At 45.6% G+C, this 23859-nt stretch carries 21 protein-coding genes; 8 read left to right on the forward strand and 13 right to left on the reverse strand.

Annotation, left to right across the window (positions count from 1 at the left end; all coding sequences use genetic code 11):
* The first annotated feature begins 33 nt into the window (after nt 1-33).
* The 4 genes from FTU86_RS11390 to FTU86_RS11405 are packed head-to-tail and all read left to right on the forward strand — an operon-like array spanning nt 34 to nt 4837.
* The gene (locus FTU86_RS11390) at nt 34-1515 is read left to right on the forward strand and encodes a TolC family protein (protein ID WP_168395027.1); all 1482 of its coding nucleotides are present in this window, start codon (nt 34-36) and stop codon (nt 1513-1515) included.
* An 11-nt stretch (nt 1516-1526) separates the two neighbouring features.
* Entirely contained in the window at nt 1527-2606 is a 1080-nt protein-coding gene (locus tag FTU86_RS11395) for an HlyD family secretion protein (RefSeq protein WP_125278444.1), read from the forward strand.
* Complete coding sequence (locus FTU86_RS11400; protein ID WP_180036432.1) at nt 2607-3749, forward strand: ABC transporter permease; 1143 nt, start codon at nt 2607-2609, stop codon at nt 3747-3749.
* Nucleotides 3746-4837, forward strand: coding sequence for an ABC transporter permease (locus FTU86_RS11405; RefSeq protein WP_168395025.1), 1092 nt, complete (start codon nt 3746-3748; stop codon nt 4835-4837). The genes FTU86_RS11400 and FTU86_RS11405 overlap by 4 nt, the downstream gene beginning before the upstream one ends.
* A 33-nt stretch (nt 4838-4870) precedes the next feature.
* Here the strand turns inward: FTU86_RS11405 and FTU86_RS11410 are convergent, their stop codons facing one another.
* The 6 genes from FTU86_RS11410 to FTU86_RS11435 form a co-directional block, all read right to left on the reverse strand.
* Nucleotides 4871-5290 (reverse strand): DUF3887 domain-containing protein, encoded by a 420-nt coding sequence (locus FTU86_RS11410; protein ID WP_180048520.1) that lies wholly within the window; start codon nt 5288-5290, stop codon nt 4871-4873.
* A 69-nt stretch (nt 5291-5359) separates the two neighbouring features.
* Entirely contained in the window at nt 5360-8326 is a 2967-nt protein-coding gene (gyrA, locus tag FTU86_RS11415) for a DNA gyrase subunit A (protein WP_180036430.1), read from the reverse strand.
* Between the two features lie 284 nt (nt 8327-8610).
* Nucleotides 8611-9315, reverse strand: coding sequence for a hypothetical protein (locus tag FTU86_RS11420; RefSeq protein ID WP_180048521.1), 705 nt, complete (start codon nt 9313-9315; stop codon nt 8611-8613).
* 180 nt (nt 9316-9495) lie between these two features.
* Nucleotides 9496-10428, reverse strand: coding sequence for an FAD-binding protein (locus FTU86_RS11425; protein WP_005176532.1), 933 nt, complete (start codon nt 10426-10428; stop codon nt 9496-9498).
* Between the two features lie 18 nt (nt 10429-10446).
* On the reverse strand, nt 10447-11196 hold the full coding sequence (locus FTU86_RS11430) for an electron transfer flavoprotein subunit beta/FixA family protein (RefSeq protein ID WP_005176529.1): 750 nt from the start codon (nt 11194-11196) through the stop codon (nt 10447-10449).
* Nucleotides 11197-11696: 500 nt separating this feature from the next.
* Nucleotides 11697-12302, reverse strand: coding sequence for a LysE family translocator (locus FTU86_RS11435; protein WP_016659994.1), 606 nt, complete (start codon nt 12300-12302; stop codon nt 11697-11699).
* A 113-nt stretch (nt 12303-12415) separates the two neighbouring features.
* Here FTU86_RS11435 and FTU86_RS11440 point away from each other — a divergent pair, with 113 nt between their 5' ends.
* Nucleotides 12416-12910: an Lrp/AsnC family transcriptional regulator gene (locus FTU86_RS11440; protein WP_045795165.1), complete on the forward strand. Its 495-nt coding sequence runs from the start codon at nt 12416-12418 to the stop codon at nt 12908-12910.
* Nucleotides 12911-12992: 82 nt separating this feature from the next.
* On the opposite strand, the gene FTU86_RS11445 is transcribed toward FTU86_RS11440, so the two are convergent.
* The 7 genes from FTU86_RS11445 to FTU86_RS11475 form a co-directional block, all read right to left on the reverse strand.
* The gene (locus tag FTU86_RS11445; protein ID WP_034597425.1) at nt 12993-13364 is read right to left on the reverse strand and encodes a hypothetical protein; all 372 of its coding nucleotides are present in this window, start codon (nt 13362-13364) and stop codon (nt 12993-12995) included.
* Between the two features lie 214 nt (nt 13365-13578).
* Nucleotides 13579-14505 (reverse strand): tyrosine recombinase XerC, encoded by a 927-nt coding sequence (locus FTU86_RS11450; protein ID WP_075167151.1) that lies wholly within the window; start codon nt 14503-14505, stop codon nt 13579-13581.
* 34 nt (nt 14506-14539) lie between these two features.
* Entirely contained in the window at nt 14540-15163 is a 624-nt protein-coding gene (locus FTU86_RS11455) for an alpha/beta fold hydrolase (protein ID WP_164844958.1), read from the reverse strand.
* 89 nt (nt 15164-15252) lie between these two features.
* A complete protein-coding gene (gene dapF, locus FTU86_RS11460; RefSeq protein WP_180006706.1) occupies nt 15253-16098 on the reverse strand; it encodes a diaminopimelate epimerase in 846 nt (281 codons plus the stop codon).
* 13 nt (nt 16099-16111) lie between these two features.
* A complete protein-coding gene (gene lysA, locus FTU86_RS11465) occupies nt 16112-17356 on the reverse strand; it encodes a diaminopimelate decarboxylase (protein WP_016659989.1) in 1245 nt (414 codons plus the stop codon).
* A 22-nt stretch (nt 17357-17378) separates the two neighbouring features.
* A complete protein-coding gene (locus FTU86_RS11470; protein ID WP_016659988.1) occupies nt 17379-17609 on the reverse strand; it encodes a lipoprotein in 231 nt (76 codons plus the stop codon).
* A gap of 133 nt (nt 17610-17742) precedes the next feature.
* Entirely contained in the window at nt 17743-19146 is a 1404-nt protein-coding gene (locus FTU86_RS11475) for an amino acid permease (protein ID WP_104488820.1), read from the reverse strand.
* 314 nt (nt 19147-19460) lie between these two features.
* On the opposite strand from FTU86_RS11475, the gene FTU86_RS11480 reads away from it, so the two are divergent.
* The 3 genes from FTU86_RS11480 to FTU86_RS11490 all read left to right on the forward strand — a co-directional run bounded on the left by FTU86_RS11480 (nt 19461) and on the right by FTU86_RS11490 (nt 23457).
* Nucleotides 19461-20810: a sodium:alanine symporter family protein gene (locus tag FTU86_RS11480; RefSeq protein ID WP_034597619.1), complete on the forward strand. Its 1350-nt coding sequence runs from the start codon at nt 19461-19463 to the stop codon at nt 20808-20810.
* Between the two features lie 135 nt (nt 20811-20945).
* The gene (radA, locus tag FTU86_RS11485; protein WP_016659986.1) at nt 20946-22337 is read left to right on the forward strand and encodes a DNA repair protein RadA; all 1392 of its coding nucleotides are present in this window, start codon (nt 20946-20948) and stop codon (nt 22335-22337) included.
* Nucleotides 22338-22458: 121 nt separating this feature from the next.
* Entirely contained in the window at nt 22459-23457 is a 999-nt protein-coding gene (locus FTU86_RS11490) for a Tim44 domain-containing protein (RefSeq protein ID WP_005176505.1), read from the forward strand.
* The last annotated feature ends 402 nt before the right edge of the window (nt 23458-23859 follow it).

The following is a 23859-nucleotide window of genomic DNA, read 5'->3' on the forward strand; positions in this document are numbered from 1 at the left end:
ACTGAATTAATGTGACTTTTACATTACCACTTTATGAATATGAAGAAAAATAAACAATGTGTCTGCTGGGGTCTGACTGTGCTTGCATCTATGATGTATGGCAGTTTTGCTTATGCACAAAGCATCAGCTTTAAGGATGCAGAACAACAATTGTTGCAACGTTCCTATAGTAGCCAGGCTTTTCAAAGTCTGGAGCAAGCGTCAAAACTTGAAGCAGAAGCTGTCAAAGGTATTGGCCTACCTCGTGTTGACCTGAATGTTCGTGCCTATGCCTTTCATAGTGAAGTCGATATTCCATTAAAGCAGTTTAAAAATAATCTAGAAAATTCACTCTCTCAAGGCGTGAATGGCCGGCTTAATGAGTGGGAAGCCAGTAATGGTGTGGATCTACCTGCAGGTATTACTGATCCACTGCGTGAAGGACTTAACAATACTATTCATAGCGGAGTTGGTCTGATTCCGGATACGTCTAATGTAGTCCTTGAAGATCAGGTGATTCGTCCCACTGTTTCCGTGATGATGCCACTATATACCGGAGGCCTCACCCGTAGCGCCAAAGAAATTGCCAATATTCAGTCAGGACGTAGCGAACTTAGCAATCAGCAGCAACAGGACACGCAGCGTTTTGAACTGATTCAGTCTTACTTTAATGTTCAACTACAAAAACAGTTACTGGATGCAGCACTCTTTAATTCAAATGCCATGCAACAACATTATCGTAATGCTCTGAAGCTGGAACAGCAGGGTTTTATCAGTAAAGGTCAACGCATGCAGTTCGAAGTGGCACGCAACAATGCTGAACGCGCACAACAAAATGCCCAAGCCAATCTGAATACTGCCCTATTTCAGCTAAATAATCTGTTGCTGGATAGCAATATCACCGAGCTAAGCACACCTTTATTTGTGAATCGTGCTGAACCACAAAATGTGAATATTCTGCTCAGCAGTTTTAGTCAGAACTCTCCTCTGATCAAAAAAATGCAGATGGATACCGAGCTGGCCAAAGCCAATGTCAAAGCCCAGCAGGCCGCTAAAAAGCCAAATGTTTTTGCGTTTGGTGAATATAGCCTGGATCAACATCAAAACTGGATTGTGGGTGTAGCTGCACGCTATAACCTGTTCTCAGGCATTGATAAAAATAAAAATATTCAGGCTGCTGAGCTGAAACGCTATGCCGCTGAACTCATGACGGCGCGTACCCAGCAGGAGATTGAAAACCTGATTTATAAATCATTTAGTGAAGCAGTCAGCGCCCAGCAAAGTGATGCTCTACTTCAGCAGAATCTGAAAGCAGCTCAGGAAAATCTGCGTATTCAGGAGTTATCCTTTAAGGAAGATGTCGGGACAGCCACTCAGGTCATCGATGCCCAAAACATGCTCAGCAGTTTAAAAGCAGAAATGGCATTAAATGCTTTTAAATATGTGATGTCTCTTGCGACCTTATTACAGAGCCATGGCTCAATTGTTGAATTTCCAAATTACATGCAACATGCCAATACCCACTATATTCGTTAATGGAGCCAGACATGACAGATGAGCAAAAGCCAGAACATCCTGTTGATGAACCGGCTTCAGAAATCAATTACAGTGAATCAGAGCCAGATAATCCTGAAAGCACAGAAAAAAAATCGCGCAAAAAATATCTGCTTTTAGCTTTAATTCCAGTGATTCTTGCTTTGATTGGGTTTGGTCTATGGAAAACCTATCAAACCACAGAAATCGAGCTACAAGGCCGGGTTGAGGCAGAAACCGTTCAAGTGGCCACTAAAGTTCCAAGCCGGATTGAAAAGATTTATGTGCAGGAAGGCGATAACGTCAAGAAAGGTCAGGCGCTGGTAAAATTGCATAGTCCTGAAATTGAGGCGAAAAAGCAGCAGGCTTTAGCTACTTTACAGTCTGCATTAGCACTTCAGTCCACCGCAGAACGTGGTTCTCAGGAAGAAAATATCGCTTCTCTGTATGCCAACTGGCAGTCACTAAAAGCACAGGAGCAACTCGCTAAAACTTCCTATCAACGTGGAGCTAACCTGTTTAAGGAAGGCGTCATTTCCCGCCAGCGCCGAGATGAACTGTTTGCAGCTTCACAATCTGCATCCCAAATGACCGAAGCTGCTTATCAGCAATATGCCCGGGCTAAACGCGGCAGTACACCAGAACAGAAAAGTTCAGCAGATGCTCAGGTCGATATAGCCCGTGCAGCAGTCGCTGAAGCCAATGCACTAGAAGCAGAAACTGAATTATTGGCACCGATTGATGGTACCGTCTCCAAAACCTATGGAAATGCCACTGAGCTGGTGGCAACCGCAGTGCCAGTGGTCAGCCTGATCTCGGCAGAACGCTGGATCAGCCTGAATATTCGTGAAGACCAATATGCCGCTTTAGGTAAACAGCAACAGCTTGAAGGTTTTATTCCGGCACTGAATCAATCAGCCACTTTTAAAGTAAAAAATATTAGTGCTGAAGGTGAATTTGCCACCATTAAAACCACGCGCCAAACCGGTGGTTATGATGTCCGCAGTTTTAAAGTTCATCTTGTGCCAGTCACTGAAATGCCTGAGCTAAAAGTCGGCATGAGCGTGCTGTTTAAATTGAAAGAGCCAAAATAAATGGCTTCTGGATTCTGGGCGGGTATTCAGCGTGAAATACGCTATTTATGCAGAGAGAAATGTGATCTGACTCTGGTTCTGCTCGCCCCAGCCTGTATTCTGATTTTACTTGGCAGCATGTTTGCCAAAGGCAAACCGGATCATCTACCAGTCGCCATTATTGATCAGGATCAAAGTAGCCTGAGCAGCAAGATTTATGATCATTTATCTTTGAATCATACCCTACAAGTGCATACCATTTCTGATCAAACGGTCGAAATCGAAAAGCTATTAAACGAAAATAAAATCTGGGGCTATATTCATATTCCTGCCGGAGCCGAGCAACGACTGGTCAAAGCTCAGGATGCTGAAATTAGTATTGCTTTTAATCAGAGTTATTTTAGTATCGGGAATACCATTTCTTCGGCTATGCTACTTAGCACCTTGCAGGCTCTGGCTGAATTTACCGGCAAGCAGTATCTGGGCAACACGCTCCCCTATCTGGAAGCACCTACACCGAATATTAAAATTTCCCCACTGTATAATCCGCAGCTGAATTATGAATTTTATCTGGAACCTTACATGGTGCCGGCAATTTTGCACTTGCTGTTATGTTGCTGTGTGGCTTTTGCTGTGGGTCAGGAAATTAAACGACATACTGTTAGTCATTGGATTGCCCAACAAAACTTGTGGTCGGCACTGCTGTCTAAAAATCTGGTTTATGTAGCAATATTTTGTTGCTGGACCTGGGCTTGGATGTTTTGGCTGGTCGAAATTCGCGGCTGGTTTATTACCGGGTCATTATGGCCAATTCTTCTGGCGCAAATACTGTTCTATAGTGCCTATGCCTTTATCAGTAGTGCGGTGGTTCTGGCCACTCAAGACCTGACCAAATCTTTTGGTCTACTAGCAGTTTATGGTGGTTCATCGCTCAGTTTTGCTGGGGTGACTTTGCCCCTTAATAATGCCCCACTATTCACCCAGTTCTGGGCCAATATTATTCCCTATACACCCTATGCCAAATTACAGACGGAGCAATGGGTGATTGGCAGTCCGCTCTCTCTTTCACTGCAACCGATGTTCGTGCTCGTCATTTATGTCGTGCTTTATGCTGTGCTGGCCTATGTCTTTCTCAAAAAAACAGCCAAAGGAGTGTCACCATGAAATCACTCTGGAAAGCTTATTGCCAAACTTTTAAAGACATTATTAGCAATACCAGTATTTTTACCACGCTGATTTTATCGGTTCTGTTTTACAGTTTTTTTTATCCGACCGCATATAAGGCAGAACAGGCAGAAGCCTTGCCGATTATTATTGTCGATGAAGAGCAAAGTGCTTTAACCAATACTATTATCAGTCATGTCAGCCAAAGCCCGAATATAGAGATTAAGGCGGTGACTGGAAATTTTGCTGAAGCTAAATATTGGGTGGAAACTCAAAAAGCTGACGGGATTTTATTATTACCAGATAATCTTTCTCAATCTATCCGGCATGGTGAAAATGGCGGGATTGGACTGTACTTAAGTGCTGCTAACTTTTTAATTACCAAACAGATTGGTTTAGGCTTGGTCTCTTCAGTAGAAAATACCTTAAGTGAATATGCTGAACGCTTTAGCGAGATTTCACACTTCTCTCCTGCCCTATCCATTCACCAGATTCCACTATTTAATACGCTTTCTGGCTATGGCAGCTATGTGTTTCCGGCTGTTGCGCCATTGATTATTCATCAGACTATTTTTCTAGGCCTGAGTATGTTAATTGCGTTGTATCGAGAAAGTAGACAGGTGATTAATCTGACCACCTTAAGTGGTATCAGTTTGGCGATTCTGACCATTGGTTGTCTGGGCTGTTATTACCTGTTTGGTTTTACTTTCTGGTATTTTGATTATCCCCGTGGTGGAAATTTCTGGGGCATGCTGCTGGCTGTACCCATCTTTGTATTCTGCATGATTGGTATTACCACACTATTCGCCAGTTTTCTGGACATGCCAGAACGCGCCGGTCATATCATTGTTTTTACTTCGATTCCGCTCTTTATGCTTTCAGGAGTCGCCTGGCCGCATGCTGCCATGCCAGTCTGGGTCCAACTTATTGGGCAAGCCTTACCTTCGACCCAAATCGTGCAGATGTTTATTCAACTCAATCAGATGGGTGTGCCCACTTATATGATTCTAGGAAAGCTTGCTTATCTATTGGTGATCGGCATCATCTGTATGGTCTTAGGCTATTATCGGCTACGCCCACGTTCTTAAATCTGGATTTACTCAGGCTATTCGCATTGAAAATTATTCACCAAATACCTGAATATTAAAGTTGCGGATTTTAGTACTGCCATTCGGCTGGTCAAAACTCACATCATACTGAACCAGATTTTTTGGATAGGCAATTTCATAACTCACTTTGTATTCACTTGGTTTGCCATTATTTTCTTCGAAGTTCTTCCTCATGATAGTCTTGGACTTATATTCACCTTGCGGAATTGAACGTGAAAAACGCTTCATGATTTTTTCGTTATTTTGAAATTCTGCTTGCAACTTCGGTTCAAGCTGAGCTATAAACTCGTCATATTTTCCATCACGCAAATCTTCATAAGCTACTTGCGCAGCCTTTTCCTGCTCAGGGCTTAGATCGGGCATACTGTCCATTGCATTATTACAGCCACTAAGTGCAATAGCTGCGGTCAAAAGCATCAATCTGGTTTTCATTATTTATCTCTCATTTAGCCGATGTGTAAAAAAGGACGCCGAAGCGCCCTTTTTCATCAGTAGCAGAACTTATTCCTCTACTGTATTGTCATCATCTTTTTCAGCTTCTTGTGTATCAGTTACATCATCAGCTGCAGATTCAGTATTTTCAATATCTTCCAATATTTCCAACTCATCTTCCACGGCTTCAATCGCTTCTACACCCACCAGCGTTTCGTTTTCACCTAAACGGATTAAACGTACACCTTGCGCATTACGACCGGTTTCCGCCACTTCCGAAGCACGGGTACGTACCAGCGTACCGCCATCCGAAATCAGCATCAATTCTTTCGAGGCATCAATGGCCACCGCACCGACCAGTTCACCGTTACGTTCAGAGGTCTTGATCGCAATTACACCCTTACCGCCACGTTTTTTGGTCGGGAAGTCATCGACCGGAGTACGTTTACCATAACCATTGGCGGATGCACACAGCACTTCACCGGTTTCTGGCACCACGACCAGCGACACAATCCGGCTAACAAAATTGCTATCGGTTGCATCATCTTCGCTATCGGCTGTATCGTCTTCGGCCTCTTCCGCTTGAGCTGCACCAATGGTGACACGCATACCACGCACACCTTTGGCTGAACGGCCCATGGCACGAACATCAGTTTCAGCAAAACGGATTGCCTTACCTTCATTCGAGAACAGCATGATTTGCTGTTCGCCATCGGTAATCGCCACGCCAATCAGAGTGTCTTCTTCGTTCAGTTCAATGGCACGTAAACCATTAGAACGCACATTGCTGAACTGCTCCAGCTCGACACGTTTAACCGTACCAGACGCTGTTGCCATAAACACATAGAAGTTTTTGCGCAGATTTTCAGCCTGCTCGGCAAATTCTGCAACAATTTCATCATCCAGGTCTGTCGCTGACAGCTCTAGGCCCAACTGTTTTAACTGAACACGCAAGGCATCCGACAGATCATCACCATCTGCCAGTTCTGCAAACGCGGCTTCAAGCTTTGCATAATGGCTGGCAATTACTTGATTTTGCTGTAATTGCGCCGAGTTAGCTTTCACGAAACTACGGAAATCGGCCAGACGCTCTTTGAATTTCTTCGGTGCATCAATCACCGGCAGAATCGCAGTAATGGTTTCATTGGCATCTAATGGCAACAGGTTGACCATTGGACGGCCTTTCGAACCACGTGAAGCTTGCGGCACTTCAAATACTTTCAGGCGATAGACCTTACCGACATCGGTAAAGCACAGTACGGTCGCGTGGTTCGAGGTGACAATCAGATGCTGGATATAATCATCTTCTTTCATGCTTGTGGCAGACTTACCACGACCACCACGGCGCTGAGCCTGATAATCGGACAATGGCTGAGTCTTGGCATAACCGGATTGTGAAACGGTTAACACCACCTGCTCTTCAGGAATTAAATCTTCACGCGAGAAGTCGATGCGGGATTCAACAATTTCAGTGCGACGTGCATCGCCATATTGCTGCAATACCAGCGCCAGCTCTTCACGAATCACCGCCATCAATAAATTAAAGTCATTTAAAATAGCGGTGTATTCAGCGATTTGCGCCAGAATTTCAGAATATTCTGCATGTAACTTGTCTTGTTCCAGACCGGTTAAGCGGTGTAAACGCAGTTCCAGAATCGCACCGACCTGCGCTGGAGAAAGACGATAAACATCTCCATCCAAACCAAATGGACGGCTTAAATCTTCACCTTCAATTTCATCTGGGCGAATAGACACGGAACCGGCTTTTTCCAGCAATGCCACCACACCACCAGCGGCCCATTCGCCAGCCTGTAAACGCTCACGCGCTTCGGCCGGGTTGGCAGAAGTTTTAATGGTTTCGATGATGGCATCAATATTCGCCAAAGCAACGGTCAGACCTTCCAAGATATGACCGCGTTCACGTGCTTTGCGCAGTTCATACATGGTACGGCGAGTCACCACTTCCTGGCGGTGACGGATAAACGCAGCAATGATGTCTTTCAGGTTCATCAGTTTTGGCTGGCCGTTGTCGAGGCAGACCATGTTGATGCTGAACGAGTTTTCCAGCTGCGTATTCAGGAACAGGTTATTGACGATGACTTCGGCATTCTCACCACGTTTCAAGTCAATCGCAATTCGCATACCGTCTTTATCGGACTCGTCACGTAGCTCTGAAATTCCTTCCAGTTTTTTCTCTTTAACCAGTTCAGCAATACGCTCAATGGTTTTGGCCTTGTTAACCTGATACGGAATTTCAGTAAAGACAATGGTGGTACGACCGGATTTCTGGTCTTCTTCAAAATGATATTTACCACGGATATGCAAACGGCCTTTACCGGTACGGTAAGCATCAACAATGCCCGATTTACCGTAAATGATGCCGCCTGTCGGGAAGTCTGGACCACTGATATGTTCCATCAGGCCTTCAATACTGATATTCGGATTATCGGCATAGGCCAGGCAGGCATTAATCACTTCGGTAAGGTTATGCGGTGCCATGTTGGTCGCCATACCGACGGCAATACCGGCAGAACCATTCACCAGCAGGTTTGGAATACGGGTTGGCAGAACGTCAGGAATACGCTCCGAGCCATCGTAGTTATCGACCCAATCTACGGTATCTTTTTCCAGATCGGCCAGGAGTTCATGGGCCAGCTTGGTCATACGTACTTCGGTATAACGCATTGCGGCCGCACTATCGCCATCAATCGAACCAAAGTTACCCTGACCATCCACCAGTTGATAGCGCAGACTGAAGTCTTGCGCCATACGAACGATGGTTTCATAGACTGCGAAATCGCCGTGTGGATGGTATTTACCGATCACATCACCCACAACACGGGCAGACTTTTTGTAGGCTTTGTTGTAGTCATTGCCCAATTCGTGCATTGCATAAAGCACACGACGATGAACAGGTTTTAAACCATCTCGTACATCTGGCAATGCCCGTGACACAATCACGCTCATTGCATAATCGAGATATGAATGCTTGAGTTCATCCTCAATGGCAATCGGTCTAATTTCCGATACGCTCATGCATACTCCTTGTTATACAAGCAGATTTCTGCCCGCATTTTATATCGTAAATTTGGCAAAAAATTTAACTCAAAACTTGAGTTAAAAAACGAAAATTTAGCTGGGAATTATAGCATAAATAGTCCTATTTTTGTGTCATCCTGTTCATCTTAATCTCGTTAATTTTCTAATGTTTAATGATTAAATTTTAACTCATTTTCAAAAAACCGAATTTGTAGAACTTGATTCACTTTTTATCAGAATAAGCCAGCCCCGGATTTTGCATTTCCCATTAAAAAAGCACGTCAATCTGCCCCAGATTGACGTGCTTGATCCCAGCAAAGCGATGTTTTAATTGGGCTGGTGAGTACTTTCCGGTAAGTCATGACCGCAACCACCAGCAAAATAGGCAATAGCATCTCTACGCCTTCTTCAATGGTCATAATAATGACCTCGGTATGCTGCATCAGCTTGATATTAAAGTCTTCATTTAAAGTCGAGCTGGTACGGTCCAACAGCTTGCTCAAACCACCACACAATACCGTCAAGGCAATAAACAGGTAGGCAATATTCGGATTCGACTTAAATTGACGAATGGCCTGCACAAAAATCTTGGCCAGATTGAAAAATACGAAAATAATCGCCAACAGCAAGATAAAACCTAACAGCTTGTCCATAAAAGGAATTTCTGCACTGCGATAAAAATTGGTTTTAATAAAGCTGTCATCGAACAGACGTTTATGAAAATCCATTTCCCTTAAGCCCAACAGCGCAGCGCCCAAAGCAGTAAAAATACGTGTCTTTAACTTCAGCTCCGTATTCAGCACACACAGTACAGCCAGCAAATACCAGAGCCAGGCACTAAAGCTCTCAAACGGTCCCGACTCGCTAAACAGGAATTGAGTCACTTGAACAGGTGCAAATAAGGCGGTATGAACACAGACACCAATATAAATGCCGATCAGCAGAAAACTGATGAATAAGATGTGAGCAGTTTTGGACAGGGACATTACAACGCGGGACAAAAAATGAAAGGCGAATTCTATCACTTTTCATTCAAATGAAACACAAATCTTTTATAAGGCACAGTCATCCTTATTTTCAGGCCTAAAAAACGCCCCTGAACAAAACAGCAAAGTAAAAACTTTTACTGCTTGCGCAAGAGCGTCTTTTTAACCGAAGTTCAGGAATTAGATTTTAGAAACCAATTCTGGAACTACAGTGTTCAAGTCACCTACTAACCAGTAGTCAGCTACTGCATTAATTGGTGCTTCTTCATCTTTGTTGATCGCAACGATCACTTTAGAATCTTTCATACCGGCCAAGTGCTGGATCGCACCTGAGATACCCACAGCGATGTACAGATCAGGGGCAACGATTTTACCTGTTTGACCAACCTGCATATCGTTTGGAACGAAGCCCGCATCAACCGCTGCACGAGATGCACCTTGTGCTGCACCTAGCTTGTCTGCCAGTGGATCAAGTACTTTGTGATAGTTCTCACCTGAACCTACACCACGACCACCTGATACTACAATACGTGCAGCTGTTAATTCAGGACGTTCAGATTTCACGATTTCTTCGTTCACAAACTTAGAAATACCTGCATCGCCTGTAGATGCCGCAGCTTCAACCGCAGCTGAACCACCTTCCGCAGCAACCGCATCAAATGCTGTGCCACGTACAGTACCGACAACAATTGCTTCTGAAGATTCAACAGTTGCAATCGCGTTACCGGCATAAATTGGACGCTTGAATGTATTTGGACTATCTACTGCAATAATGTCAGTAATCATGCTGACATCCAACAATGCTGCAGCGCGAGGTAAAATGTTTTTACCTGTTGTTGTAGATGCTGCAAGGATATGGCTATAGCCTTTACCCAATTCAGCAACCAGTTTTGCGACATTTTCAGCCAGCTGATTTGCATAGGCAGCATCATCAGCCAGTAATACTTTGCTCACGCCCGCAACTTTAGCTGCCTGATCAGCAACTGCTTGCGCGCCAGAACCAGCAACCAATACAGTGATATCACCACCGATTTTTTGAGCTGCAGCCACAACGTTTAACGTTGCACCATTTAGTGCTTTGTTGTCGTGCTCAGCGATAACTAAAATACTCATGATTTATATCCTTCTGTATTAGATCACTTTCGCTTCATTTTTTAATTTTTCAACAAGCTCATCTACAGACTTCACTTGTACGCCCGCTTTACGTTCAGCTGGTGACTCAACTTTTACAGTTTTCAGTTTAGTCCCGGCTGATACACCGTAATCTGCAGGAGACTTGGTATCCAGCGGTTTTTTACGCGCTTTCATAATGTTTGGAAGTGCCGCATAACGTGGCTCATTCAAACGCAAGTCAGTCGTGATGATTGCTGGCAGTGATAATTCAACAGTTTGTAAACCGCCATCGATTTCACGTGTCACTTGTACTTTGTCGCCGTCTACTTTCACTTCAGAAGCGAATGTACCTTGACCTGCGCCCAGTAAAGCACCCAACATCTGACCCACCTGGTTTGAGTCATCATCGATTGCCTGTTTACCTAAAAGGATCAGTTGTGGCTGCTCTTGCTCAACAACACCTTTTAAAATTTTAGCCACTTCAAGTGCGCCAATTTCATCTGCAGTTTCAACTAAAATACCGCGGTCAGCACCAAGCGCCATAGCAGAACGGATTTGTTCCTGCGCTTCTTTAGGACCGATAGAAACAACAACGATTTCTGAAACTGTTCCTTTTTCTTTTAGACGAACCGCTTCTTCCACGGCGATTTCACAGAATGGGTTAATTGACATTTTAACGTTAGTAAGGTCAACTCCACTATTGTCCGGTTTAACGCGAACTTTAACGTTGGCATCAACCACACGTTTTACAGCAACAAGAGCCTTCATGTAATCCTCGGCTGTTTTAGTAAATGTAAAAGATGAGAAAAGTTAAGATAACTCTTCACTTAAATTTTTGTAGGTGTCTTATCTTGCAATGGGTTTGGCATTTCGGTCAAGTCACAATTGCCCAAGAAGCTGTAAAAATGCGTAAAAATAGCTGAACGTTGCGTTCATACTTTTTTCATCCAGCTTAACCCAGCTATATGTCAGCCAGATTAAGCCATATTTTAACCATTGATTTATATTATCTTTTTATCTTATGTATCACATCAGTTGTTCTGATTAACTAGCCAACACAATAAAATGAATTATTATTCATTTTTTAACATAGCAGACCGAAACCTGGCTATTTTGATGTCATTTAGGATAGCAGTTTGTATCCCCTGCCAGACTTTGGTCTAAGATGACCATCGGTTCATTTCTGTTTTTGTAACAATTCTCTTTTTCACGCTCTCCATATAAAAAAGCATGTCGACCTAGGACATGCTTTTTCTAAATTTCACAGCTTAATTGACCATTAACCAGCTGGCCGCCAGCGCCAGTAAACCACCAGATGTACCATCAATCCACTTCTGTTTACGTTCATCCAGCTGGGTTTTCTGGGTGATTTTGGCAAAGATCAGACTTAACGCGCAGTACACAATAAAAATTAGCCCAATAAAAATGCAGGACAATAACAAGCCTTGAGTAACGGTATTTCCAGTTTTATCAATAAACTGCGGCAAAATCGCAAAGTAAATCAGCATGCCTTTCGGATTCAACAGTGCCGTAAAAAATCCTTTGCGCACCGGATGACTGCTGCTGCGACTTTCAATCGCCAGCTTTTTCTTGCTCAATACCGACTTGAATAAACCCACCGCCAAATACAGCAAATATGCAATCCCTAACCAGCGAATCGCTTCAAATAATAGCGGAAAGGACACAATAATCGCGGCAATTCCCAACGCCACCAGAATCGAATGCACCAGATAACCACTACACACGCCGACTGTTGCCATCATGCCTGCTTTTGCATCTTTACCCATCACTTGCGACAAAATGAATAACATATCCGGCCCCGGCGTAAAAATCAGCGGCAACACAGTCAATGCAAAAAGTACCCATACAGACATTTCCTTTTTCCCGTCGTACTTGAGAAAGTGAAAATTAGTATCTGCGAAACGCTATAAAATAGGATTTCAAATATTCTATAATTTAAATAATTTTTCAAATTATCTTCTAATTTATGAAGCAATATCCAAAGTCTGTTCGAATAAAGCTGGATCGCATCGACAAAAATATCATTCGAGCTTTACAGAACAATGGCCGCATTCAGAATAACGATTTGGCCCGTGAAATTGGCCTGTCGCCGTCCTCCTGCTTAAGACGGGTGAAAATTTTAGAAGAAGCCGGAGTAATCCAGAATTACACTACGGTGGTGGACCCGCATAAGATTGGGTTTCAACTGATTTTATTTTCCCGGATCTGGCTGGTCGGGCAGGATGCCGAAACTATTGATACCTTCATTGAGGCGATGAAAGAATTACCGCAGGTGATGGAGTGCTATATTATTTTGGGGGAATGCGATGCGATGCTGAAAGTGGTGGTGCCCGATTTAGAAAGTTATCGTAAATTTCAGTCCACCCATTTAACCAAAAAAAATGGCATCACCAGTGTCAAAACCGATTTGCCAAGTCAAATTATTAAACAGAGTTTTCAGCTGCCGCTGGAAGATTTATAAGCCTAGTTGGCGATTTTGAAGATTGTTAAGTTGCAGCACGCAAGATAACCTTCTCTTGCTATGCTGCACGCAGTACTTATATTTAAGCCTGCTGACCATCCAAAAAGTCGCGGTGCACGTGGCTTAAATCAATCAGGTCATATTCAGCCAGATTAAACACTTTCCAGACCTGCATAAAATCTTCAGTTGCATCGACGGTTTGGGTCAATTGCTGGCTTTCCTGCCACTGACGATCGGAAATCCATAAATAGCCTTGACCTGTTTCCGTATGAACTGCCTGCACCTTACCTTGTGCGTTAATGCCTTGAATCACGGCCTGTTCAGGTAAAATGGCCTGCATGGCTGGCAGGTTAATTTCCACAAAGTGTTTCACCTGTCTTAAACCATAACCGGCAAAAATTTCTTTTTGCGCCGGACTCAGCTGTTCATATTTTTGTTGAATATCCGAAATCATATCTATGCCTTTACATTTTTCCCAAATCATCAATCAGGTTGGGTCCTCGGAATTTTTGTGCTCGTTCTGAATATTACTCGAGTCAAAAATTAACCCTCTTTATACGCCATCTCCACCTTTATTTTTATTCTACAATGGTGGCACATGCTCATGCCTGACACCTCTATTCTAGTCTTTCACCCGTGAATTGAAAGTCCTTTTCACTTGCCTCAATTCAGCCCTGCTCTTTGCGCTGCGCCCTTGGATGAGCCTGATCATAAACCTGCGCCAAATGATCAAAATCGACATGAGTATAAATTTGCGTGGTGGTCAAATTACTGTGCCCCAACATCTCCTGCACCGCACGCAAATCACGGCTATTAGATAACATGTGGCTGGCAAAACAATGTCGCAATAAGTGCGGATGCAAATCGACATTGACACCAGCACGCTGGGCCTGCAACTTGACCCGGTTTTCAATTTGCCGCGCACCGAGTGGCTGACCTTTTTCCGTAATAAACAGCTGCGCATCCGGGACAAAATCACCCTGCCACAGCGGATAAATCTGTAGCCAGCGCATCACACTGTCTTTGGCTTTAGAACCAAACGGTACCACCCGGGTTTTATTGCCCTTACCGGTAATCCTCAATAACTGCCGGTTAAAATCCAGATCTTTAATTCTTAAGCCCTGTACTTCCGCCAGGCGCAATCCACTGGAATACAGCAGCTCTAAAATCGCTTTATCACGGACCCAGAGCTGTTTTTGCCGCTCTGACTCCGGCTCTGGCTGATCTAAAATCTGCTGTACCGTTTCAATATCGACCATGCCCGGCAAAGGACGTGGCTGACGTTTTAACTGAAAATCATCAGCCGGATTAAACGCCAAATAACTCCCCTGTTCAGCCCATTTCATAAACTGGCGAATAGAAGACAACATGCGCTGCAAACTGCTGGAACTCAGCTGCTGCGCTTCGACCTTATACGCCAGAAACTCACGTAAGTCAGCGGTTTCCACATCGGCCAGCGGCATGTTTTTCTGCTGACAAAAATGAAGGAAATCACCAACATCACGTGCATAAGCATGCAAAGTATGTGCCGACTGATGCTGGATTTCGCGTTGTTTCAGCCACATCTCCAGTAACTGTTCAGCACTTAACTTCATCACACCATCCTATGTTCTGGTAAAAAATTGTCTTTTAAAAAGTAGCTTTGCAAAAATAGTCGTGTAAAAAACGGTTGATCTCCCCGGCGACACGTTCAGCCTGCGAGGATGCAAACCAGTGATCAGCATCGGGCATAATCACCAATCGGGCATTCGGCAACTGCCGGGCCAGAAACTCACCAACGGCAACCGGACTCAATTCATCCTGATCGGCCCAAAGCAATAACACCGGCAGATCAATACTGGCCAATTGTTCCGGATGATAATAGGTCTGATCTTCCACAAACCACTGCGGCAGCTTGGCCCATTGCAGGGGCTCAATCTCACGCCAGTCTTTGGCCTGAAACGGAGTTAAATCCAGCCCGCCCGAAGTAGCCATTAACACCAAGGCCCGAAGTCTATTCGGCTGCTGCAATGCAGCGGCTATGGCCAACACTCCGCCCATTGACTGGGCAATCAGAATGCTGTCCTCTTCAATCTGACTGATCACCCGCGTTTTCAGATCGGCCAGACTCTGAATGCTGGCATCGGCTTCTACCCCATCAAAACCGGGATAAGCAATCACGGTTTTCCGGGCCGATGCTGGCAACCGGGCCATTAACGGCTGCCAGAATTGCTGACTACCTGAGGCACCCGGCAGAAAAACAAGTTTATGCATCATCATGGCTCTGCAGGCAAAACTCAAATCATCCTAACATAAAAAAGCACCGTGAATAGAACGGTGCTTTTGTATAGGAGATAGTCAGATTAGCCCTGGAAATAACGTAAATCCAGACGGCCTTCATAGACATTGGCAGTTGGACCGGTCATCCAGACCACATCGCCTTCTTTCCATTCGATCTGTAACTTGCCACCCGCCAGCTCAATTTCAACTTTGCTGGCCAGTAAGCCACGGCGCATCCCGGAAACCGCTGCCGCACACGCGCCCGTACCGCAGGCCAACGTTTCACCGACACCACGCTCAAACACACGTAAACGGGCATGCTGCTCATCCAGAATTTGCATAAAGCCGGCATTCACGCGCTGCGGGAAACGCTCATGCGATTCAATTTGTGGACCTAAACGTGCGACATCAGCCGTCAGAATATCCTGCACAATGGTCACAGCATGTGGATTACCCATATTGACCACATCAATGCTCAGCTTCTCTTCATTGGCCAGCATCAGGTCATATAAGTTATCCGGTTCATCGGCAATAAACGGAATTTCTTGCGGCAGGAATTTCGGCTGCCCCATATTTACCCGCACCCAGCCATTTTGACCCAGTTCCGGCTCGACAATCCCGGCTTTGGTTTGCACCTTGATTTTGGTTTTGCTGGTCAGCTGGCGCTCATGCACAAAACGCGCAAAACAGCGTACGCCATTACCACACTGCTCGACTTCTGAGCCATCGGCATTAAAAATACGGTATTTAAAATCGGCATTCGGAACATCAGGTGGCTCAACCACCAGCAACTGGTCAAACCCGACACCAAAGTGACGGTCGGCCAGACGCTGAATGATCAGACTATCGAAATAGGCGCGCTGGCTGATTAAATCAACCACCATAAAGTCATTGCCCAGACCATGCATCTTGGTAAATTCTAAAAACATCCTGATTTACTCCTTAAGGCAATAAACGCTCACGTTCCCAGAGTGATTCAATGGTTTCACGTTCACGAATCAGATGTGCCTGATCACCATCGACCATCACTTCTGCAGCACGGCCACGGCTGTTGTAGTTGGAGCTCATCACAAAACCATAAGCGCCGGCACCCAGCACTGCCAGTACATCGTTTTCCTGAATGGCAAGATCACGCTCTTTACCAAGGAAATCACCTGTTTCACAGATGGCACCGACTACATCCCACTGTTGGGTTTCGACATCGGTACGTGGCGTCACCGGCTGAATGTCCATCCACGCTTCATATAAAGCAGGACGAATCAGGTCATTCATTGCCGCATCAATAATTGCAAAATTACGGTGATTGGTCGGTTTGAGTAAATCGACTTTGGTCAGCAGCACACCGGCATTGGCGGAAATACTCCGGCCCGGTTCCATATACACTTTCAGGCCCAGTTTTTCTAAAGCCGGGCGCAGTGCATTGGCATATTCTTCAACCGATGGCGGGGTTTCATCTTTATAGGTCACGCCCAAACCACCACCAATATCAATATGTTTGAGTGTGATGCCCATCTGTTTCAGCTGCTCAATCATCAGCATGACCCGATCCAGCGCATCGACAAAAGGCTGGGTTTCGGTCAGCTGTGAACCGATATGGCAGTCAATCCCGACAATGTCCAGATTAGGTAACGACGCTGCATATTGATAGGTATCAAATACACTATCTGATGGAATACCGAATTTGTTTTCTTTTAAACCGGTTGAAATATAAGGATGGGTTTTGGCATCGACATCCGGATTCACACGTAAAGAAATTGGCGCTTTAACCTTCAGTTCAGCCGCCACTTTCTGAATCCGATCCAGCTCTGCATAGGATTCAACGTTAAAGCAGGCAATGCCCACTTCCAGTGCTTTTTTAATGTCAGCTTCGGTTTTGCCCAAACCAGAAAAAACAATTTTCGAAGCATCACCACCGGCTTTCAATACGCGTGCCAGCTCGCCGCCGGTCACGATATCAAAACCCGCACCGAGCTTGGCCAATACATTCAGCACCGCAATATTGGAGTTTGACTTGACCGCAAAACAGATTTGATGGTCGATAAAGCCAAAAGCACGATCCATATCTAAATAATGCTTTTCAAAGGTTGCTTTTGAATAAACATAAAGTGGTGTGCCAAATTGCTGCGCCAGCTGTTGTAAAGAACATTGTTCGGCGTGCAAAACCCCATTGATGCGGGTGAAACTCATGAATGTATCCTTTCTATGAACGTTAAGGTGTCGTCGTGGAATTCGAAGCTACAGGTGCAGCAAACTGTTGCTGTACCGGTGCAGGTGTCGGCTCTTCAGGATGTTGCTCTGAATCGACATTGGGATATAACAGATATTTGGCACGTTTGTCGTAATTTGGATCACTCGGCAACTGTAAAGCTCCCGATTGACCACAACCGACCAGTACAAAACTGGCTGTCAATAAACTGATGCAGCAAATGACAGAACGCATCTGACCACCTATTTAAAATTTTCCATGAAGTATAACGCGATCACTGCTGTGACCAAAGTGTTAAACGCTAGAGATTAGCTTGTGCCATAAAAAAACGCCAGTTGGACACTGACGTTTTTTGTTGTGCAATGGCTTATTTCTGTTTTGGCTTATAGAAACCGAAATAGCCAATCAGCAGAATCACAAACCAGATCGGACTGATCATTAAGGCTTGCAAGGTATCTGGCTCCAGGGACAGCACATAGATCATGCTAATAAAGAAGATGATCACCATCCAGCAGGTAAACAGGCCACCCGGCAATTTAAAAGTCGACTGGGCATGCAGTTCCGGACGGGTTTTGTAATAGACAATATAGCTCCAGATAATAATCAGCCAGACGCAAATAAACAGAATGGTCGAAAGCGTGGTCGCCAACGTAAAGGCTTTCACGGTATCGGGTACAAAGTATTGTAACGCTGCACCCAACAGCAGACACACCGCCGAGAAATACAACGCATTGGCCGGGACTGCACGTTTATTTAAACGGCCAAAGGCTTTAGGACCCTGCTGCTCACGTGACAGGCCAAACAGCATCCGGCTGGTCGAGAATACACCACTGTTCATGGACGACATCACTGAAGACAGCACCACCAGGTTCATGATAATCGCCGCGGCCGCAATGCCCGCCTGACTGAACAGGTTTACAAAAGGCGAGATATTCGGATCAATCTGGTTCCATGGCGTCACCGACATCACAATTAATAAGGCCAATACATAGAAAATAATGATACGTACCGGAATCGAGTTCACTGCTTTCGGCAGGTTTTTCTCTGGATCTTTGGTTTCAGCCGCTGTGGTACCGACCAGCTCTACCCCGACAAAGGCGAAAATCGCAATCTGGAAACCGGCCAAGAAGCCCATGGTACCTGTCGGGAACAAGCCGCCATGACTCCAGATATGCGTAAAGGATGCGACTGTACCGGCATCTGAGGTAAAACCGGTAAAAATCATCCATAAACCGACTGCAATCAGCACAATAATGGCAATAATTTTAATCAGCGCAAACCAGAACTCCATTTCACCAAACAGCTTCACGGTCACCAGGTTTAAGCCCATAATGAAGACAATAGCTGCAATACTGATCATCACCCCTTCTTCAGGCGTAAACGGCATCCCGCCATTAAAGAATTGCAGGTAATAAATAATCGCCGACAGGTCTGCAATCCCGATGGTGATCCAGCACAGCCAGTAGGTCCAGCCAACAAAATAGCCGGCCCACGGGCCAATCAGGTCGGTGCTGAAATCAATAAAGGATTTATATTGCAGATTGGACAGCAACAGTTCGCCCAGCGCCCGCATCACGCAGAACACCATAAAACCAATAATCATATAAATAATCAGGATCGATGGCCCGGCCAGGCTGATGGTTTTGCCTGAGCCCATGAACAGTCCTGTTCCAATGGCGCCACCAATGGCAATCAGCTGTAAATGCCGGTTGGATAAGCTTCGCTGCAGATTGCCTTTTTCTTGTGACGAACTTGTATTTTGATACGACATTATTGAATTCAACTTCAGTGTTAACCACGACAAACTAACGTAAAAGAAATCAGAAAACAAAAAGAAATGCCGCTTCATCTATATTTTCTACGGAATAATTAAATTTAATTTATTTTTCTCATAACAAAAAGTTATCAATTTATCCAAAGGGAGGATTGACAAGGTTTATATCAATTTTCTTGTCAAAACATAAATTCTGTGTAACAAATAAAAATGCAGCACGCAACTATATCTCTTGCTCAGGATGAGCATGGCATATCAATTGCTTATATAGAAAACAAAATATCTATTTTGAGACATAAGAAGAAACAATGATGCAAGATTTACAAACACTCATGGAAACCCTTAGTGGCTGGGTCTGGGGCCCATATATGCTGGTGCTGATTGTCGGTACCGGGATATTCCTGACCTTCCGCCTGCTGTTCTGGCAATTCCGGATGCTGCCGTTGGCCTTTAAACAGGTTTTTGGCAAACACCCGGACAAACATTCCGGCGATATTTCCCAATTCGCCTCCCTCATGACCGCACTTTCTGCCACCATTGGTACCGGTAATATTGCCGGTGTGGCCACAGCCTGCGTACTCGGTGGTCCGGGCGCCGTATTCTGGATGTGGATGACCGCCCTGTTCGGGATGGCGACCAAATATGGCGAAGGTGTTTTGGCGGTCAAATACCGGGTAAAAAACGAGAAAGGTGAAATGTCCGGTGGTCCAATGTATTACATTGAACGTGGCCTGAAATGGAAATGGCTGGCGCTGATTTTCGCCTTTTTCGGTGCAGTGGCCTCCTTCGGGATTGGTAGCTCGGTGCAATCCAACACGGTAGCACTGGCCGTTGAAAATGGCTTTGGCCTGGAAACTTGGATTACCGGCATCATCATTACCGTATTTTCAGCCCTGGTAATTCTGGGCGGGATTAAATCCATCGCCAAAGCCTCTTCGGTTATTGTGCCGATTATGGCGGTTGGTTATATGGCCGGTGGTTTGGTCATCATCCTGAATAACCTTGAACTGGTGGTGCCAGCACTCAAAATGATTGTCACCTATGCCTTTACCGGTGAAGCTGCCGCAGGTGGTGCGATTGGTGCCGCGATCCGTTATGGTGTTGCGCGCGGGGTCTTCTCCAATGAAGCCGGTATGGGTTCTGCGCCAATTGCTGCCGCTGCGGCCAAAACCGACCATCCGGCACGTCAGGGTCTGGTTTCAATGACTGGTACCTTTATTGACACCATTATTGTCTGTTCAATTACCGGTATTGTGCTGGTCATGGGCTTTATTATGGCCGGCCAGTCTTTTGGTGATCAGAACGGTGCAGTACTGACCATTAGCGTATTCGACAAACTGCTGCCGGGAATCGGGGGCTGGGTGGTGACTTTCGGGGTGATCTTCTTTGCCTATTCGACTATTTTAGGCTGGAGCTATTACGGTGAAAAATGTGCGACCTATCTGCTTGGTGAGAAATTTGTACTGCCGTATCGCCTGATTTACATTGCGTCGGTGTTTATTGGCTGTGTCGCAACTCTAGATCTGGTCTGGCTGTTTGCCGATACCTTTAATGGTTTAATGGCAGTACCGAACTTGATTGCCTTATTGCTGCTGTCGGGTGTAATTGCCAAAGAATCGAAAGATTTTATTGCACGACGCAAATCCGGCGAACTCTACTAAAGCGTTCAAATCAAACTACAAGATCAACCACCTGCGGGTGGTTTTTCTTTGCCGGCGTATCAACAATTTGAAAATCGGCATTTCCTCTGTATGCTGTGGGGCAAGATTTAAAAAACACATTCCAGACGTTTATTTATGGCAAAAGCAAAAAGTGTCTATCGCTGTGAACAATGCGGCGCAGATCATCCTAAATGGGCTGGTCAATGTTCAGACTGTGGTGAATGGAACTGTTTAACCGAAGTCAGCATTGCCCCTGCGGTGACCCATCGTGCCCAGCCACGTATGGGCGGCGGCTATGCCGGTCAGGCCTCAACTGTAACTACTTTAAACCAGATTTCAGTCTCTACCGAAACCCGCCTTGCCACCGGTATTGGCGAATTTGACCGGGTACTTGGTGGTGGTTTGGTCACTGGTTCAGTGGTGCTGATTGGTGGTGATCCCGGGATTGGGAAATCGACCATTTTACTGCAAACCGCGACCCATATGGCCGCCAGCAACAGCGCTGCCTTATATGTCACTGGTGAAGAATCCTTATCACAGGTGGCCTTACGCGCGCAGCGTCTGGATTTACCGACCGATCAGCTCAAAGTGATGGCTGAAACCTGTGTGGAACGGATTTGTGAGGTACTGGCCCAGCAACGTCCTGCGGTGGCGATTCTGGACTCCATCCAGACCTTATATACTGAAACCTTGCAGTCTGCTCCGGGCGGCGTATCGCAAATCCGTGAATCGGCGGCGCTCCTGACCCGTTTTGCCAAAAATAGTGGCACAGCCTTGTTTATTGTCGGTCATGTGACCAAAGAAGGTGCATTGGCCGGGCCACGTGTGCTGGAACATATGGTGGACTGTGTGCTGTATTTTGAAGGTCAGTCCGATTCCCGCTACCGGATGATTCGTGCGGTCAAAAACCGTTTTGGCGCGGTCAATGAACTGGGCGTGTTTGGCATGACCGATAAAGGCTTGCGTGAAGTGGCCAATCCGTCAGCGATTTTCCTGAGCCGTTATGATGAAGCCATTCCCGGCTCAATTGTGATGATTAGCCGCGAAGGTACACGACCGCTGTTGGTGGAAGTACAGGCACTGGTCGATGATGCACATGGTCAGCCGCGCCGGGTCGCACTTGGCTTAGAACAAAACCGGCTGAATATGCTACTGGCGGTGATGCATCGCCATGGCGGCGTGCAGACGTCCGGTCAGGATGTCTATGTCAATATTGTCGGCGGGCTGAAAATTACCGAAACCGGCTCCGATCTGGCGGTGCTGCTGGCCTGTGCTTCGAGTATTCGCGGCAAAGCCCTGCCCCAGCAACTGGCGGTGTTTGGTGAAGTCGGTTTATCCGGTGAAATCCGTCCGGTGCCGAATGGTCAGGAACGTCTAAAAGAAGCGATTAAACATGGCTTTAAATATATTATTTTGCCACGTGCCAATGCACCGCAAAAAGCGATTCCAGGGGTGCAGGTGATTGCGGTGGCCCGTTTGCATGAAGCCCTGAGCGAGGCCATGAGTTTAAGTGAAGAACTGCACTAGAGCCTTTGCCCTATTTTTTGAGCTTTTCATGTGAAAAAAGCTGAATTCTGTATTGAAATTCGGGACAAATGCCTGCATAAATACAGGGCGATAAATTTCTTTTTTTAAATAGGAAAAATTGATGGAAGTTCGACAGCGTGGTTTGATGGCTGGTATTTTAACAGCTGCCCTCTTGGTTGCCCCTTTAGCAGCCGAAGCAAAACGTGCCGGTGGTGGTAAAAGCCATGGCATGAGCCGTTCAGCAACACCAACTCAATCTTACCAACAGCCTCGTCAAGCTACTCCTGCACAACAGCCCGCTCCAGCTACTGCGCCTGCGCAGCAAAAATCTGGTCCGGGTGTCGGTGGTATGGTCGCTGCGGGTGTTGCAGGTGCTGCGATTGGTGCAGTGGCTGCCAATGCCTTAGCAGATGATCAGCCAGCCAGCCAGGCACAGGCTCAACAGGAGGAAGAAGGTGGAATCCCAGGCTGGATCTGGATTCTCCTCGCTGCAGCAGTCGCCTTCTTCATTTTCCGCAAGATGGGCGCAAAAAAAAAATTAGCAGCCAATAACCCGTATGCGCCAAATAACGGTGCCAATAACGCACCGTTTGGTCAATCTGCTGCTGCACCACGTGCCGGTGGCGATAACACCAATATCTTTGGCCAGAACGTCGGTGGTTCAGCCCCAACCAACAATGCGCCATTTGGTGCAGCACCAGTGAATAACGCTGCCTTTGGTACCGCGTACACCAACAGTGGTAACCAGTTACCAGATGGTACGGAGCCAGCAGCCTTTCTGCGTGTTGCACGTCAGCGTTTTAACCATATTCAGTCTATGAATACGGCCAGCAATATTGCTGAAATTCAGCGTTATTTAACCCCTGATCTGTACCAGTCGATGTATCAGGACATCATGGCCAATCAGGATCAGGATGTGGCTGAGTTTTCTAACCTGAATGCGATGGTGGTCGATTCTGCTACTGAAAATGGTCAGTATGTAGTGAGTGTGCGCTTTACCGGTACGGTGAGTGAAGATTTAAACAGCTTGCCACAGCCATTCACTGAAATCTGGCATTTTGTTAAGCCAGCAGGTTCTAGCCAGGACTGGTTGGTTGCGGGTATCCAGCAAGAACACTAATTAAACCTAAGATCAAAAACAGCGGCTTCGGCCGCTGTTTTTGTTTTTGCACCGCCTGCGGAATGTTATTCATTTAGTTGCTTTATTTTGTCCCCAACCGATTATCTCGAGGGATGGAAAGACCTAGAGATGTGATACAGCGATCATCTCTATAAGACGGTATGTCTGCTCTGCGCCATTCAGTACGTTCCTACGTATTTTCGCTTGATCTTACAATATCGCTCTTCACTAACAGACTGCTTAAAATTCACCCATTAAAAAAAGCCCCGACCTGCGGTAATGCCAGTCAGTTAAGCAAATTTTAGTAAAATGTAGTAAAAATGAGTGTATGTAAATACGCTCATTTTTTTATGTCTTTATCTGAACATTTAGAATCCACTCTTGAACATGCTCTCCCATCAC

This window comes from Acinetobacter sp. YH12155 (assembly GCF_013418255.1).
Lineage (GTDB): Bacteria > Pseudomonadota > Gammaproteobacteria > Pseudomonadales > Moraxellaceae > Acinetobacter > Acinetobacter indicus.